General features: G+C 52.8%; 20 protein-coding genes and 1 tRNA gene. 6 read left to right on the top strand and 15 right to left on the bottom strand.

The features are described from left to right. Positions 1–4 precede the first annotated feature (4 nt). Positions 5–622, top strand: coding sequence for an urease accessory protein UreG (ureG, locus tag HV037_RS03670; protein ID WP_016154547.1), 618 nt, complete (start codon positions 5–7; stop codon positions 620–622). A gap of 48 nt (positions 623–670) precedes the next feature. Here the strand turns inward: ureG and tsaD are convergent, their stop codons facing one another. Beyond that, positions 671–1,684 carry a tRNA (adenosine(37)-N6)-threonylcarbamoyltransferase complex transferase subunit TsaD gene (tsaD, locus tag HV037_RS03665; RefSeq protein WP_049259813.1) on the bottom strand — a complete coding sequence of 338 codons (1,014 nt, stop codon included), beginning with the start codon at positions 1,682–1,684 and terminating at the stop codon, positions 671–673. A 235-nt stretch (positions 1,685–1,919) separates the two neighbouring features. Between tsaD and rpsU the strand changes: the two genes are divergently transcribed. The 3 genes from rpsU (at position 1,920) to rpoD (ending at position 6,130) form a co-directional block, all read left to right on the top strand. Continuing rightward, positions 1,920–2,135: a 30S ribosomal protein S21 gene (gene rpsU, locus HV037_RS03660; protein WP_001144069.1), complete on the top strand. Its 216-nt coding sequence runs from the start codon at positions 1,920–1,922 to the stop codon at positions 2,133–2,135. 240 nt (positions 2,136–2,375) lie between these two features. Next, a complete protein-coding gene (gene dnaG / locus HV037_RS03655; protein WP_103284246.1) occupies positions 2,376–4,121 on the top strand; it encodes a DNA primase in 1,746 nt (581 codons plus the stop codon). A 164-nt stretch (positions 4,122–4,285) separates the two neighbouring features. After that, on the top strand, positions 4,286–6,130 hold the full coding sequence (gene rpoD / locus HV037_RS03650) for an RNA polymerase sigma factor RpoD (protein WP_016154549.1): 1,845 nt from the start codon (positions 4,286–4,288) through the stop codon (positions 6,128–6,130). Between the two features lie 45 nt (positions 6,131–6,175). Here the strand turns inward: rpoD and mug are convergent, their stop codons facing one another. Next, on the bottom strand, positions 6,176–6,682 hold the full coding sequence (gene mug / locus HV037_RS03645; RefSeq protein WP_103284247.1) for a G/U mismatch-specific DNA glycosylase: 507 nt from the start codon (positions 6,680–6,682) through the stop codon (positions 6,176–6,178). Between the two features lie 125 nt (positions 6,683–6,807). Here mug and HV037_RS03640 point away from each other — a divergent pair. Next, a tRNA-Ile gene (locus HV037_RS03640) sits at positions 6,808–6,883 on the top strand. 102 nt (positions 6,884–6,985) lie between these two features. On the opposite strand, the gene HV037_RS03635 is transcribed toward HV037_RS03640, so the two are convergent. The 13 genes from HV037_RS03635 to HV037_RS03575 all read right to left on the bottom strand — a co-directional run bounded on the left by HV037_RS03635 (position 6,986) and on the right by HV037_RS03575 (position 14,378). After that, positions 6,986–7,819, bottom strand: coding sequence for a DUF4942 domain-containing protein (locus tag HV037_RS03635; protein WP_046495848.1), 834 nt, complete (start codon positions 7,817–7,819; stop codon positions 6,986–6,988). A gap of 115 nt (positions 7,820–7,934) precedes the next feature. Further along, positions 7,935–8,276, bottom strand: a complete 342-nt coding sequence (locus HV037_RS03630) for a TA system toxin CbtA family protein (RefSeq protein ID WP_048215514.1) — start codon at positions 8,274–8,276, stop codon at positions 7,935–7,937. Between the two features lie 20 nt (positions 8,277–8,296). Next, a complete protein-coding gene (locus HV037_RS03625; protein ID WP_181545588.1) occupies positions 8,297–8,614 on the bottom strand; it encodes a type IV toxin-antitoxin system YeeU family antitoxin in 318 nt (105 codons plus the stop codon). Positions 8,615–8,632: 18 nt separating this feature from the next. Beyond that, entirely contained in the window at positions 8,633–8,854 is a 222-nt protein-coding gene (locus HV037_RS03620; RefSeq protein ID WP_000691995.1) for a DUF987 domain-containing protein, read from the bottom strand. A gap of 8 nt (positions 8,855–8,862) precedes the next feature. Next, the gene (locus HV037_RS03615) at positions 8,863–9,339 is read right to left on the bottom strand and encodes a RadC family protein (RefSeq protein WP_046495838.1); all 477 of its coding nucleotides are present in this window, start codon (positions 9,337–9,339) and stop codon (positions 8,863–8,865) included. A gap of 15 nt (positions 9,340–9,354) precedes the next feature. Continuing rightward, positions 9,355–9,813, bottom strand: coding sequence for an antirestriction protein (locus tag HV037_RS03610; protein ID WP_046495834.1), 459 nt, complete (start codon positions 9,811–9,813; stop codon positions 9,355–9,357). A gap of 78 nt (positions 9,814–9,891) precedes the next feature. Beyond that, complete coding sequence (locus HV037_RS03605; protein ID WP_046495830.1) at positions 9,892–10,128, bottom strand: DUF905 domain-containing protein; 237 nt, start codon at positions 10,126–10,128, stop codon at positions 9,892–9,894. A gap of 77 nt (positions 10,129–10,205) precedes the next feature. Further along, entirely contained in the window at positions 10,206–10,616 is a 411-nt protein-coding gene (locus HV037_RS03600; RefSeq protein ID WP_046495825.1) for a hypothetical protein, read from the bottom strand. Between the two features lie 88 nt (positions 10,617–10,704). Continuing rightward, positions 10,705–11,319: a hypothetical protein gene (locus tag HV037_RS03595; RefSeq protein ID WP_046495819.1), complete on the bottom strand. Its 615-nt coding sequence runs from the start codon at positions 11,317–11,319 to the stop codon at positions 10,705–10,707. Further along, positions 11,316–12,020 carry a WYL domain-containing protein gene (locus tag HV037_RS03590; protein ID WP_046495813.1) on the bottom strand — a complete coding sequence of 235 codons (705 nt, stop codon included), beginning with the start codon at positions 12,018–12,020 and terminating at the stop codon, positions 11,316–11,318. The genes HV037_RS03595 and HV037_RS03590 overlap by 4 nt, the downstream gene beginning before the upstream one ends. 201 nt (positions 12,021–12,221) lie before the next feature. After that, the gene (locus tag HV037_RS03585) at positions 12,222–13,055 is read right to left on the bottom strand and encodes a DUF932 domain-containing protein (RefSeq protein ID WP_172748778.1); all 834 of its coding nucleotides are present in this window, start codon (positions 13,053–13,055) and stop codon (positions 12,222–12,224) included. Between the two features lie 91 nt (positions 13,056–13,146). Continuing rightward, positions 13,147–14,010: a GTPase family protein gene (locus HV037_RS03580; protein WP_103798308.1), complete on the bottom strand. Its 864-nt coding sequence runs from the start codon at positions 14,008–14,010 to the stop codon at positions 13,147–13,149. A gap of 170 nt (positions 14,011–14,180) precedes the next feature. Beyond that, the gene (locus tag HV037_RS03575; RefSeq protein ID WP_103798309.1) at positions 14,181–14,378 is read right to left on the bottom strand and encodes a hypothetical protein; all 198 of its coding nucleotides are present in this window, start codon (positions 14,376–14,378) and stop codon (positions 14,181–14,183) included. Positions 14,379–14,798: 420 nt separating this feature from the next. On the opposite strand from HV037_RS03575, the gene HV037_RS03570 reads away from it, so the two are divergent. Beyond that, positions 14,799–16,027 (top strand): IS3-like element ISEc36 family transposase gene (locus HV037_RS03570; RefSeq protein WP_181545587.1). Its coding sequence is split into 2 segments (ribosomal slippage): positions 14,799–15,114 and positions 15,114–16,027, totalling 1,230 coding nucleotides; the frame shifts between segments, so codons are not numbered across the junction. Positions 16,028–16,338 lie beyond the last annotated feature (311 nt).

Here is a 16,338-nt window from a genome sequence, read left to right as displayed (position 1 = left end):
AAAAATGAGTAACAACAAGCATCCCCTGCGCGTGGGCGTTGGCGGCCCGGTTGGCTCCGGCAAAACGGCGCTGCTGGAAGCGTTATGCAAATCCATGCGCAGCAGCTATCAACTGGCGGTGGTAACCAACGATATCTATACCAAAGAAGATCAGCGCATTCTCACCGAAGCAGGCGCACTGGAGCCAGACAGGATCGTCGGCGTGGAAACCGGCGGTTGCCCGCACACCGCTATCCGTGAAGATGCGTCGATGAATCTGGCCGCCGTAGAGGCGCTGAGCGAGAAATTCGGCAATCTGGATCTGATTTTTGTGGAAAGCGGCGGCGATAACCTGAGCGCCACCTTCAGCCCGGAATTAGCGGATCTGACGATCTATGTGATCGACGTTGCCGAAGGTGAGAAGATCCCGCGTAAGGGTGGCCCGGGGATCACCAAATCTGATTTTCTGGTGATCAATAAAACCGATCTGGCCCCTTACGTGGGCGCCTCGCTGGAGGTGATGGAGCGCGATACCCTACGCATGCGCGGCGAGCGTCCGTGGACGTTTAGTAATTTAAAATCCGGAGAGGGTCTGGAAAAAATTATCGCGTTTCTGGAAGAGAAAGGGATGCTGCGGGAGTAGAGAGTTGCCCGGTGGCGCTACGCTTACCGGGCCTACAATATTATGTGCTTATGCCGCCGGTAATTCCGCCAGCGGCCAGCGAGGACGCACGGTCACGCCAAGATCCGCCGTTGCACCCGCTCTAAAACGCACCATGCCCGCGTAGGCGATCATCGCCCCGTTATCGGTGCAAAATTCCGGACGTGCGTAAAACACTTCGCCACGACGTTTTTGCATCATCTCGGCCAGTTTTGCGCGCAGCGTACGGTTAGCGCTCACGCCCCCCGCCATCACCAGACGTTTAAAACCGGTTTGATCCAGCGCGCGTTTACACTTGATCATCAGCGTATCAACCACAGCATCTTCAAACGCACGAGCGATATCTGCACGCGTCTGATCGTCATTTTCATTATTACGAATGGTATTCGCGGCGAAGGTTTTCAGGCCGGAGAAGCTGAAATCCAGACCCGGACGGTCGGTCATCGGGCGCGGGAAGACAAAGCGTTTTTCAACGCCTTGCGATGCAAGCTTTGACAGCATTGGGCCGCCAGGATAATCCAGCCCCAGCAGCTTGGCCGTTTTATCGAACGCTTCACCAGCGGCATCATCTATCGATTCACCCAGTAATTCATACTGCCCAATACCGGTGACGCTGATCAGCTGCGTGTGACCGCCGGAAACCAGCAGCGCAACGAACGGGAAAGCAGGGGGATTATCTTCCAGCATCGGCGCCAGCAGATGCCCTTCCATATGGTGCACAGGAATTGCCGGTACGCCCCAGGCGAACGCCAGCGAACGTCCTACGGTTGCGCCGACCAGCAGCGCGCCAACCAGACCAGGACCTGCGGTATACGCCACCGCATCAATCTCTTTTGCCGTCAGTCCCGCTTCTTTCAGCGCGGCCTGGATCAGCGGTACGGTTTTACGTACGTGATCGCGCGAGGCCAGTTCTGGCACTACGCCGCCGTAGTCAGCGTGTAATTTCACCTGACTATACAATTGGTTGGCTAAAAGACCTTTTTCATCGTCGTAAATGGCGATGCCGGTTTCATCGCAGGATGTTTCAATACCCAGTACACGCATGACTTGTTTTACCTCGCTCTATTACCGCGCAGTGTAGGACCAATGCGGGTTGATGTAAAACTTTGTTCGCCCCAGGAGTTCCGCTCGTGTATACTCCTTATCCTTATAAAAGTCCCTTTCAAAATCGCGTCGGTGCTTTACAAAGCAGCAGCAATTGCAGTAAAATTCCGCACCATTTTGAAATAAGCTGGCGTTGATGCCAGCGGCAAACCGAATTTATAAAGGTGAGAGTTACATGCCGGTAATTAAAGTACGTGAAAACGAGCCGTTCGACGTAGCACTGCGTCGCTTCAAGCGTTCATGCGAAAAAGCAGGTGTTCTGGCGGAAGTTCGTCGTCGTGAGTTCTATGAAAAACCGACTACTGAACGTAAGCGCGCTAAAGCTTCTGCTGTGAAACGTCACGCGAAGAAACTGGCTCGCGAAAACGCACGCCGTACTCGTCTGTACTAATCCATTGAGAGCCAAGGCTCTCAATTCAGACAGAGTTGTAGTTGTAAGGCCGTGCTTCCGGAAGGAATGCGCGGCTTGTTTTCGTTTATACGCGTCATCATTCAAGCTGCCTCTGCGTTGGCTGCAGTCGTTCCCTCCAGTCACGTACTGATGTACGCTCCTGAGGATTCGCTCCCTTGCCGTCTTGATGCATCTTGAATGATTTTGTGTATATAAGTCATAAAAAAATAAACGGGGCATATGGCTGGACGAATTCCACGCGTATTTATAAATGACCTGCTGGCAAGAACCGACATTGTCGATCTCATCGACGCGCGGGTAAAGCTGAAGAAGCAGGGCAAAAATTATCACGCGTGCTGTCCGTTCCATAACGAAAAAACCCCCTCTTTCACCGTAAACGGTGAGAAACAGTTTTATCACTGCTTTGGGTGTGGCGCACATGGCAACGCCGTCGACTTTCTCATGAACTACGACAAGCTCGAGTTTGTGGAAACCGTCGAAGAACTGGCCGCAATGCACAACCTTGAAGTGCCCTATGAAGCAGGCAGTGGCCCTAGTCAGATAGAGCGCCATCAACGGCAAAGCCTTTATCAATTGATGGACGGCCTGAACACTTTTTATCAACAGTCTTTGATGCAACCCGCCGCTACCCCCGCGCGCCAGTACCTGGAAAAGCGAGGATTAAGTAGCGACGTGATCACCCGTTTTGCTATTGGTTTTGCGCCCCCCGGCTGGGACAACGTCCTGAAACGGTTTGGCAGCAATGCTGAGAATCGTAAATCGCTGGTCGATGCGGGAATGTTGGTCACCAACGATCAGGGACGCAGTTACGATCGCTTCCGCGAACGGGTGATGTTCCCCATCCGCGACAAACGTGGTCGAGTCATTGGTTTTGGTGGACGCGTGCTGGGCGATGCCCTGCCGAAGTATCTCAACTCCCCGGAAACCGATATTTTCCATAAAGGTCGCCAGCTGTATGGCCTTTATGAAGCCCAGCAGGATAACGCCGATCCGCAGCGCCTGTTAGTGGTAGAAGGCTATATGGATGTGGTGGCGCTGGCGCAATACGGCATTAACTACGCAGTGGCATCCCTTGGGACGTCAACCACCGCCGATCACATCCAGTTGTTGTTCCGCGCGACGAACAACGTAATTTGCTGTTACGACGGTGACCGTGCCGGACGCGACGCAGCATGGCGCGCGCTGGAAACCGCACTGCCCTATATGACAGACGGACGCCAGCTACGCTTTATGTTTTTACCTGACGGCGAAGACCCCGATACGCTGGTGCGTAAAGAAGGGAAAGAGGCCTTTGAAGCCCGGATGGAGCAGGCGCTGCCGCTCTCCGCGTTTTTATTTAACAGCCTGTTGCCGCAGGTGGATTTGAGTACCCCGGACGGACGCGCACAGCTCAGCACGCTGGCATTACCGCTGATTACTCAGGTACCAGGCGAAACGTTACGCATTTATCTGCGACAGGAGTTGGGAAACAAGCTCGGCATTCTGGATGACAGTCAGCTTGAACGTTTAATGCCAAAACTGGCAGAAAATGGGGCTTCCCGCCCTGTTCCACAGCTAAAACGTACGACCATGCGTATACTTATAGGGTTGCTGGTACAGAACCCGGGTCTCGCCCCGCTGGTTCCGCCGTTAGGCGCACTGGATAGCAATAAACTGCCTGGACTTGGCTTATTCAGAGAACTGGTCAACACTTGTCTGGCTCAGCCAGGTCTGACCACCGGACAACTTTTAGAACACTATCGTGGCACAAATGATGCTGCGACCCTTGAAAAACTGTCGATGTGGGACGATATAGCAGATAAAGATATCGCAGAAAAAACCTTCACCGACTCACTCAACCATATGTTTGATTCGATGCTTGAGCTGCGCCAGGAAGAGTTGATAGCTCGTGAGCGCACACACGGTTTAAGCAGCGAAGAACGCCGGGAACTCTGGACGCTGAACCAGGAACTGGCCAAGAAATAACAGAAAGACAAAAGTATTTAACGGCTTAACTGCCGAATATCGCTCGGGAAGCCCCCGACAGCCGCACGGAGAGGCAGCGGCAAAATATAAGTATGCCCTCGTTTTGCCGTTGGCGGTTTTACCGCCCAACACCAATCAAACGAATTAAGTGTGGATACCGTCTTATGGAGCAAAACCCGCAGTCACAGCTGAAGCTACTTGTCCAACGTGGTAAGGAGCAAGGCTATCTGACCTATGCCGAGGTCAATGACCATCTGCCGGAAGATATCGTCGATTCAGATCAAATCGAAGACATCATCCAAATGATCAATGACATGGGTATTCAGGTGATGGAAGAAGCACCTGATGCCGATGATCTGCTGCTTGCTGAAACCTCCAACAGCACCGATGAAGACGCGGAAGAAGCGGCTGCCCAGGTTCTGTCCAGCGTTGAGTCCGAAATCGGTCGTACAACTGACCCGGTCCGCATGTACATGCGTGAAATGGGTACCGTTGAACTGTTAACCCGTGAAGGCGAAATCGACATCGCTAAACGCATCGAAGACGGGATTAACCAGGTTCAATGCTCCGTTGCCGAATACCCGGAAGCCATCACCTACCTGCTTGAGCAATACGATCGTGTAGAAGCTGAAGAAGCGCGTCTTTCCGATCTGATCACCGGCTTTGTCGATCCGAACGCGGAAGAAGACATGGCGCCAACGGCGACACACGTCGGTTCTGAACTCTCTCAGGAAGAGATGGATGACGATGCAGACGAAGATGAAGAAGATGACGACGACAGCAGCGATGACGACAACAGCATCGACCCTGAATTAGCGCGTGAAAAATTCGGTGAACTGCGTACTCAGTACGAAATCACTCGCGACACCATCAAAGCGAAAGGCCGCAGCCATGCTGCCGCACAGGAAGAAATTCAGAAGCTGTCTGAAGTGTTCAAACAGTTCCGCCTGGTGCCGAAGCAGTTCGACTACCTGGTAAACAGCATGCGCGTCATGATGGACCGCGTGCGTACTCAGGAACGTCTGATCATGAAGCTCTGCGTTGAGCAGTGCAAAATGCCGAAGAAAAACTTCATCACCCTGTTCACTGGCAACGAAACCAGCGAAACCTGGTTCAACGCGGCAATCGCGATGAACAAACCGTGGTCTGAAAAACTGCACGACGTGGCAGATGACGTTCACCGCGGACTGCAGAAACTGCAGCAGATTGAAGAAGAAACCGGCCTGACCATCGAGCAGGTTAAAGACATCAACCGTCGCATGTCCATCGGTGAAGCGAAAGCCCGCCGTGCGAAAAAAGAGATGGTTGAAGCGAACTTACGTCTGGTTATCTCTATCGCCAAGAAATACACCAACCGTGGTCTGCAGTTCCTGGATTTGATTCAGGAAGGTAACATCGGTCTGATGAAAGCGGTTGATAAGTTTGAATACCGTCGTGGTTACAAGTTCTCTACCTATGCAACCTGGTGGATCCGTCAGGCGATCACCCGCTCGATCGCGGATCAGGCACGTACCATCCGTATCCCGGTACATATGATTGAGACCATCAACAAGCTCAACCGTATCTCCCGTCAGATGCTGCAAGAGATGGGCCGCGAGCCGACGCCGGAAGAGCTGGCTGAACGCATGCTGATGCCGGAAGACAAGATCCGTAAAGTGCTGAAGATCGCTAAAGAGCCTATCTCCATGGAAACGCCGATCGGCGACGATGAAGATTCGCATCTGGGTGATTTCATCGAGGATACCACCCTCGAGCTGCCGCTGGATTCTGCTACCACCGAGAGCCTGCGTGCCGCAACGCACGACGTTCTGGCTGGCCTGACCGCCCGTGAAGCGAAAGTTCTGCGTATGCGTTTCGGTATCGATATGAATACCGACCACACGCTGGAAGAAGTCGGTAAACAGTTCGACGTTACCCGCGAACGTATCCGTCAGATCGAAGCGAAAGCGCTGCGTAAACTGCGCCACCCGAGCCGCTCTGAAGTGCTGCGTAGCTTCCTCGACGATTAATCTCGCCGCATAAGCATAAACGCCACCGCAAGGTGGCGTTTTTCTTTATAGTCCCCGCCTGGCCAGGGCGTCATTCACTTCCCGATACGCCTCCACCAGTTTATCCAACGTAATCCGGCTTAACCCGCTGGGATTCGGCAAAACCCATATTTGCGTCGCGCCAATAGTCAGCGTTTGTTTTCCCCACTGCGCCCCACGCTGGCTGAGGCCCTGCTCAAATGCCTGCTTCCCAAGGATTGCGAGTGCGGCGGGCTGATACTCTTCTATTTTCTCAATGAGCTTACGACCGCCGTTGCGCATCTCCTGTAACTTCACTTCATTGGCTTGCACCGTCGGTCTGTCGACAAATTTAGTCACGCCGCAACGGAAGTCCAGCAGGTGTTGTGCCTCTTCGGGTTTGAGCTGGCGATCGGTAAATCCCGCCTGATGGATGACCTTCCAGAAGCGATTAGCGGGATGTGCAAAGGGGAATCCTGTACCTGCGGAAGACAACCCCGGATTGATGCCGCAAAACACCACCCGCAGCCCCGGCACCAGTATGTCCTTAACCATAATTACTCCCATCAATACATCAGAGGAACAAGTATAACGGACTGAAAATACATTGTTTATAAAAACAGCATCCGTACGCTTATGTCTGGATTGCAACGCGGAGTTACTTTATAATCCACCGCCACGGCCCCTTAGCTCAGTGGTTAGAGCAGGCGACTCATAATCGCTTGGTCGTTGGTTCAAACCCAACAGGGGCCACCAAATAAAACAAGGAGTTAGATGAGAAATCATCTGACTCCTTTTTCGTTTTATACGAATCGGGTCAGGTAATGGGTCAGGTAAGGAATTGCCTCCCTGCCCTCTTCATCTCGCTGCCAGCATCCCCGGATAGTGCTTCGCCACGATATCATTCATCTTTTCTGTCAGGTCGATACGTTTAAAAGTGATGTGCGCGGTTCCTTTCTGGAAGTAACGTATACTGAAAAAATCATCTTCGTAAATATCCTTCGAAGGGTTATCCCGAATATGTTCCATCAATCGAGTAGTAACATCGCCACGGTTATCGGGTATCGGTTTACCATCCAGCAGAAATAACATTCGTTCCAGGTCCGCTAATTGATCCCGCCGCCATCCCCAGTTCAAACTAAATCCCCAGCGGCTATGCGTCACCAGATTGTTGACGATGATCTTTTTACCAAAGCTGCAGGGACTATTGGTTTTGTAATCCCACGACAGCCCTTTGAAGACATTGATAATGCCACGCTCAAACACATCCATTTTGTTCAGATGTAGCTGCTCAAAAGTACTGAGGATATTTGCCTCGCTGATGGCGGGCAGATCCCCCTCCTCCAGGTTCTTATGCCACTGGTCACGGGCCTGAGCATCCATCAAGGCCATCATGCCAGACTTCAACATCAAGTCTCGCCAGATACTACGGTCAATATTGCGGGTAACGGAAGGCAGCGCTTTGTCTACCTTTTCGGTCATCCAGCTATCGTAACGGTGCCCGGCCTTCATCGCCCAGTCTTGCGCTGTGCCACCGCCAATTTCTGAGGTTAGCCGTGAAATGGCATCAAGCTGCTGAATGAGTTGTTCTATCTGTTTCAGTGCGGCATCGCGGCCAGTCACTATGCGTTCAATACTGGTCGAGCAAATCAGCTCGCTATGATCGGTTAATACTTCAGCTTTAGTTTGCATGACATTTTGTCCTTAAAAAGCAAACGCGCCCGCCGGGTAATGGCAGGCGCATTATGCAATATGTAAACAAGGGAGAAAGCTCAGAAATTTAAATCAGGAAGGTTGTACGCAATATTCACCGTACTACGTTGTTACGGCTTTGCCGCAACAAGCCAGTTGCCTGCCGTGCTCGCAGAATATCTGCTGCCCGAAGATAAGGTGATTGTTCCTGCCAACTAAACCTTCTGCGATCGATACGAACAAGCTCGTATTTTTCCACCAGAAAGTTAACGGCATTGGCCAGCGTGATACCTGCATCGATATGTTCCTGTATAACGGATTCATCCCTGAACGGCGTGTCGTTCAGGGTCAGGCCGTAGTGTTGTTCCAGCAGGCGTGTCAGTAGAATTTGCCAGATAGCCACGGGTGACAGGCAGGGTTTTACCGCCCGCGAAGTTGCTGCAGATTGAGGTTTCATGCTTGCTCTCGTGAAAGTAATTAGCGCTTAGTGGGGTAAATGGCGATGTATACGTAGCCGCAACTGCCGAGGGTGTCGGCTTCGCAGGTAAAACCGGTGTGGTACAGGGTGACGCAATGAACGTGTAGGGGATTCAGTTCACCGGAGGTCAGCATCGATTCCATCTGGCTGATAAAGTGCGGGAATGTTTCATCCAGCTTCTGGCATTCGGCGTCACTGAACTTACCGGTGATACTGGCCCGGTCAGCTAGGTAGTGCAGCCGGTTGCCCTCCTGCACCAGACGTGTTCCCAGGAGCGGCGTGATATCGCGCTGCAAGCCCCAAGTGATGTTGCTCATTACAGTTCTCCACTATTGTCAGTTTAGGGTGATGCTCATCAGGCAGGCATAAGGCCCGTTGCGGTCCTGGCGGCGTTCGGCGTACACAGCCAGGACTCCTGTGATATCCGGAACGTCCCTGCCGGTGTAATGGCAGACGCTACCGTGCCACTGATATTTTCCGGTGCAGTAGCGAAAGATTCGGGACTCAGGATGCTGGCGGTATATCGTCATTGCCCGGCGTTTACTGATAATTTTCATGTCATACCTCACAGCAGACCGTGTTCTGCGAACGAATAGATTTGCCTGCCGCCGACAATCAAGTGGTCAGGGACGCGGATATCCACCAGCTGAAGCACCTGCACCAGTCGCTGCGTGAGGGTTTTGTCAGCCTGGCTGGGTGTTGTCTCACCAGAGGGATGGTTGTGCGCGAGTATCACCGCCGCCGCGTTGAAGTATAGGGCACGTTTTACCACTTCCCGGGGATGCACCTCGGTACGGTTAATCGTGCCTGTGAAGAGCGTCTCATGGGCAATCAACTGATTCTGGTTGTCCAGATACAACACACGGAACTCTTCCCGCTCAAGCGCGGCCATATGCAGTCGCAGCCATTCACGTACGGCGTGGGTAGAGGTGAAGGCCACGCCGGGCTCATGCAGGTGGCGGTCCAGAGCCCTGAGCGCCCGCTGAATGAGACGCCGGTCCTGTGGCGTCATCTCGCCGGGTAAAAAGGAAAGCTGTTTCATCTGTTGCTCCTTCGGTCAGTCGATAATACGCAGAATGGCGTGGGCCTCTGGATGCTGCAGGGCGTAGTCCCGCAGGCGGTAATAGTGTTCAGTCATGGCATCGCATTGGGTGCGACAGGCGTGATGGCTGTACGCAATCAGGCAGACAGCAATACCTGCGGCTTCTGCACTCATTTGGGCATCGTTGCCGTTCAGGCAATTAAACAGACGCCATATCTCATCATTGTCAGACTCGGGAGCCATAAACGCCCCGCCATTGCTGAGGGTGTAAAAGGACCAGATACCACCGCTGTAGGTCGAACAGAAGCGATCCATCCAGGCGAAAATACGGGGTTCCAGCGTTATCCACTGCGGGATAGCGCCAAAGTGCAGTGGCCAGAAGCGGATGCGTTGTTCGTCAGGTACTGGTGTTGCAGTAAGGTCTAATTGAGGTTCATTAGCGGATATCAATTCGCATTGAGTTTCTGTCGTCATGGATATTCTCCGTCAATAAAAAACGCCAGCGACGATGGCTGGCGTATGGGGGTATGCAGGAATGATGAATGGGTGTGGTCAGCAGGAGGATGCTCTGAGGATGCCATACTGCCGGATATAGCGGTTAAGTCCTTCACCGGCATCAGGTTCAAAACACCACGCCCGCCAGACCATTCGACCTTCAGCGTCACGAACCACCAGGCGGAAGTGACTGCGCTGGTCATCTTCAATAGAGATGTTTTGATACCGGCTGGTAACAGCTTCGGCCTGCTGTCGGGTGAAAGGTCCCGTTGGCAGTAATTGAAGTTCAGACATTCTGATAACCTTTAAAGACAAAGCCCCTGACGCAGACGCGTCAGGGGCTTTGAGAGAGTGTTGTTGTGCGGATTCAGTCAGAAACCCGTTTGCACCTTATACAAGCGCAAAGTTTTGCTGCCCCGGACAATCTTTACATACAGGGCATTATCTTTTGTGCCACGCACAAACCCGGCCTTCACATCCCCTTTGCAGTCGCCGCCGTCAAAAGGGATGTTAAGTCCGGTGTTAAATACCAGGTCAATAAGCCCGAAACTTAAATCTTCACAGGCTGGACCGGGCATGTCCTGAATCAGGGCAAACTTACGGTCATCACTGACATCGGCCATTGAGCAGACTGTAGTGTTGATGTCATTACCCTGGCACCAGTATTCCTGGCCGGGATTGTCTTTATCCATCAGACTTTCCGGAAGTTGCGCGGCACCGGCGCTGAAAGCCGCGAGCGAGAGAATTAAAGCCGGGATAACAGAGGTCACTATTTTTAGCATGGTCTTCTTCCTGAATAAATGCGAACCGGATTGCGCCAGATATACCTGCAAGCCATCTGGCGCGGTTAAAACATCTGTAACCAGATCCTCAACAGTTACCGGTTCGGCGGCAGAGTTCAGCCATACTCTGCTTTGCCACCCATTGCTGCAGCTCCCTATCTTTTTGAGAACGCTTAGCCTCCAGCGCGGCCTGTTGTTTGGGATTGACGCAGTTATCAGGCACGACCATCAGGGTGTTTGGTTTAAATTTTGTCCGGGCTAGTCGCACTGTCTCTGCCGGGTCATCAGTTCCACTCGCTCGCTGCTGCGCCTCGTCAAGCAATGCAGCCTGTGTATCAATCAGAACGAAACCACATGCCTTTCCCTCACCCTGGTAGACAGATGTCAAATCGGAGGAAGAACCACTGGCTGTTTTGAGCGCCAGTTTGCGTACCGTTTTAGTATTTTTATCGGCCAGAAAATAGCCTCCATTGTATCCCTGACGTAGCAGGAATTGCCGGGTCCAGGGATAATTATCGATCACTCTGGCACCATACAGCGCGTTGCTAAGGGTATGGTTGTCCAGACCATCAGCTGATTTCCAGCCATCTGCCTGCATGTACTGCCAGGCCTTAACCGTACCCACGATATTTTCAGCGGCTACTGGTAAAACTGTTCCGACGCACAGGCTGAGCGCCAGCGTGGTGGCAGTGAGTAATTTCATTTTTGCTCCTTAAAGGGTGAAAAACCGTCGTCACCGACAACGAAAAGTGAATGGAAAGTTTGAAAGTGAGGTAAAACCCGAAGAAAATCTGGGTGTGACAACAGGTTACGTACCTGTGTATCCGGGACAAAAAGCGCAGGGTTGAATGTGACCGTGTGAATATCACCCAGCGTGAAAACCGTTATATGTCCCTCATGTTCACCGGTCAGGTACCAGCAGCCGTCGCTGCACACCAGTCGATAGGGAGCCAGACCAGTGCAACGATGACCCTCTGCCAGTAGCGTTACCCGACGGTGTTCTGTGATGGCGCGAATAAGTCGCGTAAACACTTCAGGCCGTGCTTGCGTCCTGACGTTGGTGCTGTGCCAGATAAGGCAAGGAGACTCGCTGGCGCTCAACAGAGAGTTGACCAGTTGGTTGTCTATATCCGGAAAAAGCGCCTCCACACCGGACTGACGGACAAAGGTCTGCACCGTCAGCTCCCTCTGACGGCTGCCGGACAGCAGACGACATTGCCCGTTACGGAATTCCAGATCGAGATAGGCCAGACGCTCGCGAAAATCCCGACGCAATGTGCGCACTGACACGCCAAATTCGGCGGCCAGTGTCTGTATGATCAGCGTTTCTCCCGCCACAAGACGGCTGATAATCAGCGACAGCCGGACCGCGAGGCGCTCATGGCGGCGCTCAGACTGAGACATGAGAGGCGTTCTCCACCCTGTTAATGGACTGAAAATTAAGTGATTAGTGTAACGAGAGGGTCGGACAGGATACGGACAGCGGAAGCGGTATTTTTTCTGCAGGATGAATGCAATCAGAATGCGGCTTCATCGTCTTTTTGAGGAAAAAATGCCTGGAAATCGATCAACGAACGGACAGGAGGTGTCCGTATGCTGCCGGAGCTAACATCCGTTTGCCTCAAATCTGGAGAGCATAGCTTCCGCCATCACCCATAGCGCCCGGTTGAGCTTAACGTCGCCGTCAATGCCGCGCACGGCACGGGTATGCGTTCGCCCGCCTTTTGCACTACGTCCGCTGAGCCCGCCTTTAATCAGATTTTCCTGAATACGCTGGTAGGTAGTCCACAGGTCGTTACTCTCATCCTGCCAGCGGCGCGGGGAAAGTATCTGCGATTCAGTAACAGGCTGGTGGTCCTCACCAAAGCGATACGTAAGCGCGGCTTTTGCCAGTGCCTGCTGCGCAGGTGGCGGCAACCGCAACGACTGCATCGCATCCCGCTTCTCCTCCACCCGGTCAAAAATGCCCAGCACTTCATACGCGCCTTCAATCACCTGACTCACCACGTCCCCCTTGTGCGGCACCCTGACCTCACCAAACGACTCGCCGCAGACGAGGCCGTTCTGACACACGGCTCTAAATAATCCTGGCAACATCTGGTACGAGCTGGTGCCATCATGGGAGTTGAGAAGAATGATTTCCGGCACCTGTTTACCGGTGATCTGCCCCTCCCGACGCAGGCGCAGCATATGCTTCGTATGTTCACGACGACCCGGGTCACGCACCCGGGTCTGACAGGCAAAGAACGGCTGGAAGCCTTCCCGTTGCAGGCTGTCCAGCAGGGAGATGGTCGGAATATAGGTATAACGTTGACTGCGGGATTCGTGTTTGTCCTCACTGAACACGCTGGGCACCACGCGAAACAGCTCTTCACGGGTTAACGGACGATCACGACGGATAAGGTTTGCTGCGCCAAAGCGCGAAGCCAGACGGGTCATAAGCAGACTCCTCATAACGGGAAAAACAATAAAAGAAAGCCCCGTCGCACAGGCGACAGGGCTCAGGGAGTAACAGGTAAGAATTAAACGCTCAGAAGAAGAAATCCCAGACGGCGCGGGCCACTGACACCACGGTGGTGCGCACGGCCTGAATGACGGCCCGCACCGGGGCGGGTATCAGGGGAAAGGCACTGATGCTATCGAGTACGGCACCGACGGTTTCACCAAAATCGCTACGGGCCTGCTCCTGGACTACCGTCGTGCGAAAGGGATGCTGTAGTTGCGTCACCACCGGGCTGCTGGCCTCGCGTGGCAGACACTTAATCATCCGCTCAGCCATCACCCGTAATCCCCACTGCAGACGGACCGATACGGCACACACCGGATGCACGGGCTGGAACAACTCATGCAGCAGGCAGATTTTGCGGCTGATGTTTTGCTTCTGCTCTGTGGATAATCGTTCTCCTCCGCTGGTGGGCTCAGCCTTGTCCGACTGGCTGATAACAAACAGCACCTTATGCCGGTATGCCTTACCAATCACCTGCCGGTAAAAATGCTCATCCACCGCCAGTGCCCGATCATCAGCCTTAATCAGCCACAGTACCAGGTCGAGCCGGGGAAGCTGTTCACGGTACAGCCCGGCATACTCAGTATCGCGAGCACCACTTTCCCCCACGCCGGGCAGGTCCACCAGCGTCATATAGCGCTCGCCAACCTGCAGACGAAAGCGCAGAGGTTCACGGGTACAGGCCGCCACATCGCTGACCGGCGACACCTCACCGGCAAACAGGGCATTGCACAAGCTACTCTTTCCCGCCCCGGTTTTGCCCATAATGCCAATCACTGGTTCGTAGTGGGTTAACTGCGTTATCTGCTGCAGAATACGCTCTGATGCCCACTGCGGCAGGCCAGAAAGCGATTGCTGCAACGACTGAAAACCTTCAGATTTTTTCATCACTGCTCCTCTGAAATGAAAACAAAAACGGCAGAACCATGGGGTTCTGCCGTTAATGGGATATGTTCAGGATGATGATATATATCTGTATCTTTTTTAGATAAACCCGCTCAATCAATGATGAGATCAGGAATGCGTTTTGTTTTTTTCGGTTATCACTACGGTTAATTCTACCAGAACAATTTACACTGCAGCCTGTCCCACTCTTTTCTTATTTCAGCGAGTTGATGTTCACCTTTTTCCTTCATAGCTTCTGTAGCTTCATGCTGCAACTCGGTACAACGTTCTTTATGGTCACGATCTGAATCGCACCCTGTCAGTACTGCTGAAACGGCAAACAGACTGGTAAGCACAAGGATTTTTTTCATGATGTTATCCCTTTCCGTTATGTATAAATCCGTTCCAAAATCGGGCTCTTATCGCAGTTCATCTTCACGAGCTTCAGATGTTTAGGCTTCTCCGGACTCCGTTTTTCCATTAATTTATTTAACGTCACCAGGACCATTCCTCCGTGGTTACTAACAGGTGCCTGTGGAGTAGCCCCGTACTGGTTGCTTAAGCTTTGCTGCGAGCGGGGATACCTCATTCTGTTTACCATACAACTGTAATACGCCAGTTAGCTCTGGCGCTAATAGACAGTAACCCTCACGATCACCTTTCAACGAAAGAAGTTTGTAAATCTGCTGGTTTAGCTCACTAGACTGGCCCCCTGAATCTCCAGACAGTTGGAATCACTTAAGTTAGTGATAGTCTTAATACTAGTTTTTAGACTAGTCGTTGGAGTCCGAATGATTGATGTTTTAGGTCCAGAGAAGCGCAGACGGCGAAGTGTTCAGGAAAAAATCGCCATTGTTCAGCAGAGTTTTGAGCCCGGAATGACCGTGTCGCTGGTCGCCCGTCGGCATGGCGTTGCTGCCAGTCAGCTGTTCCTGTGGCGTAAGCAGTATCAGGAAGGCAGCCTTACAGCCGTTGCCGCAGGAGAACAGGTTGTGCCCGCGTCGGAGCTGGCATCTGCGATGAAGCAAATTAAAGAGCTGCAGCGCCTGTTGGGCAAGAAAACCATGGAAAACGAGCTGCTAAAAGAAGCCGTTGAATATGGCCGACAAAAAAAGTGGATAGCGCACGTGCCCTTGTTGCCGGAGGATGGCGAATAAGCCTTGTCAGTCGTTGCCTCCGGGTGTCACGTGCGCAACTGCATGCCATGGCCCGTCGGTCGAAGGACTGGCAGGATCGTCGGTGCAAGCGCAAGCCTGATGATACTGACGCGCTGGCCCGTATCCATACCGTTATCGGCGATCTGCCCACCTATGGTTATCGTCGGGTATGGGCACTGCTGCGCAGACAATCAGAAACTGACGACATGGCGGTGATCAATGCCAAACGCGTATACCGCATCATGCGTCAGAATGCGCTGCTGCTTGAGCGTAAACCGGAAATACCGCCATCGAAGCGGGCGCATACAGGGAAAGTGGCCGTTGGAGAAAGTAACCAGCGGTGGTGCTCTGACGGCTTCGAGTTCAGCTGTGATAACGGTGAAAAACTGCGGGTCACGTTCGCTCTGGACTGTTGCGATCGCGAGGCACTTTACTGGGCGGCCAGTAACGGTGGATATGACAGTGAAACCGTGCAGGACGTCATGCTGGGTGCCGTGGAGCGTCGCTTCGGTAACAGCCTGCCGACATCCCCCGTTGAGTGGCTGACAGACAACGGTTCAGCCTACCGTTCTTATCAGACGCGTCAGTTCGCCAGAATGGTAGGACTGGAGCCTAAACATACGGCGGTACGTAGCCCGGAAAGCAACGGGATGGCAGAGAGCTTCGTGAAAACGATGAAGCGCGATTACATCAGCATCATGCCGAAACCCGACGGGTTAACAGCGGTAAAGAACCTTGCGGAGGCCTTCGAACATTACAACGAATGGCATCCGCACAGTGCACTGGGGTATCGTTCGCCACGGGAATATCTGCGGCGGCGAACCAGTAATGGGTTAAGTGATAAAAAGTGTATGGAAATATAGGGGCCAATCCACTCACCTATTTCATTGGCGGCATTATCCCTTGTGCCTGAATGATTTAATCATCGCCGGATCATCACAACGGATTGACCAGAGTTATATCCACTCCTGGCCGTCATTGCTCCTGGTTTTCAGGTCGTCAGGTAATGTAATCCGCGCGTTGGTAGCAGCCAGGCACCGAGCCTCTTTTCTCTTCAGCCAGAGACAGGCTGGTTGCGTCGAGTCATCCTGAGGAATCCCCTCTCAAGGCGCTCACGGAACAGTCAGAATTTTTCATTACTGTTCATTTGAAAAAGAAAACAAAAATGGCAGAA

The organism is Citrobacter sp. RHBSTW-00017 (assembly GCF_013797615.1).
Taxonomy (GTDB): Bacteria; Pseudomonadota; Gammaproteobacteria; order Enterobacterales; family Enterobacteriaceae; genus Citrobacter; species Citrobacter braakii.
Note: the sequence above shows the minus strand (reverse complement) of the source record. Positions and strands in the feature narration are given on the sequence as shown.

What these genes read in the sequence shown, in the direction of transcription:
- ureG (WP_016154547.1), top strand. Translation starts at nt 5, where the DNA reads ATGAGTAACAACAAGCATCCCCTGCGCGTGGGCGTTGGCGGCCCGGTT.
- tsaD (WP_049259813.1), bottom strand. Translation starts at nt 1,684, where the DNA reads ATGCGTGTACTGGGTATTGAAACATCCTGCGATGAAACCGGCATCGCC.
- rpsU (WP_001144069.1), top strand. Translation starts at nt 1,920, where the DNA reads ATGCCGGTAATTAAAGTACGTGAAAACGAGCCGTTCGACGTAGCACTG.
- dnaG (WP_103284246.1), top strand. Translation starts at nt 2,376, where the DNA reads ATGGCTGGACGAATTCCACGCGTATTTATAAATGACCTGCTGGCAAGA.
- rpoD (WP_016154549.1), top strand. Translation starts at nt 4,286, where the DNA reads ATGGAGCAAAACCCGCAGTCACAGCTGAAGCTACTTGTCCAACGTGGT.
- mug (WP_103284247.1), bottom strand. Translation starts at nt 6,682, where the DNA reads ATGGTTAAGGACATACTGGTGCCGGGGCTGCGGGTGGTGTTTTGCGGC.
- HV037_RS03635 (WP_046495848.1), bottom strand. Translation starts at nt 7,819, where the DNA reads ATGCAAACTAAAGCTGAAGTATTAACCGATCATAGCGAGCTGATTTGC.
- HV037_RS03630 (WP_048215514.1), bottom strand. Translation starts at nt 8,276, where the DNA reads ATGAAACCTCAATCTGCAGCAACTTCGCGGGCGGTAAAACCCTGCCTG.
- HV037_RS03625 (WP_181545588.1), bottom strand. Translation starts at nt 8,614, where the DNA reads ATGAGCAACATCACTTGGGGCTTGCAGCGCGATATCACGCCGCTCCTG.
- HV037_RS03620 (WP_000691995.1), bottom strand. Translation starts at nt 8,854, where the DNA reads ATGAAAATTATCAGTAAACGCCGGGCAATGACGATATACCGCCAGCAT.
- HV037_RS03615 (WP_046495838.1), bottom strand. Translation starts at nt 9,339, where the DNA reads ATGAAACAGCTTTCCTTTTTACCCGGCGAGATGACGCCACAGGACCGG.
- HV037_RS03610 (WP_046495834.1), bottom strand. Translation starts at nt 9,813, where the DNA reads ATGACGACAGAAACTCAATGCGAATTGATATCCGCTAATGAACCTCAA.
- HV037_RS03605 (WP_046495830.1), bottom strand. Translation starts at nt 10,128, where the DNA reads ATGTCTGAACTTCAATTACTGCCAACGGGACCTTTCACCCGACAGCAG.
- HV037_RS03600 (WP_046495825.1), bottom strand. Translation starts at nt 10,616, where the DNA reads ATGCTAAAAATAGTGACCTCTGTTATCCCGGCTTTAATTCTCTCGCTC.
- HV037_RS03595 (WP_046495819.1), bottom strand. Translation starts at nt 11,319, where the DNA reads ATGAAATTACTCACTGCCACCACGCTGGCGCTCAGCCTGTGCGTCGGA.
- HV037_RS03590 (WP_046495813.1), bottom strand. Translation starts at nt 12,020, where the DNA reads ATGTCTCAGTCTGAGCGCCGCCATGAGCGCCTCGCGGTCCGGCTGTCG.
- HV037_RS03585 (WP_172748778.1), bottom strand. Translation starts at nt 13,055, where the DNA reads ATGACCCGTCTGGCTTCGCGCTTTGGCGCAGCAAACCTTATCCGTCGT.
- HV037_RS03580 (WP_103798308.1), bottom strand. Translation starts at nt 14,010, where the DNA reads ATGAAAAAATCTGAAGGTTTTCAGTCGTTGCAGCAATCGCTTTCTGGC.
- HV037_RS03575 (WP_103798309.1), bottom strand. Translation starts at nt 14,378, where the DNA reads ATGAAAAAAATCCTTGTGCTTACCAGTCTGTTTGCCGTTTCAGCAGTA.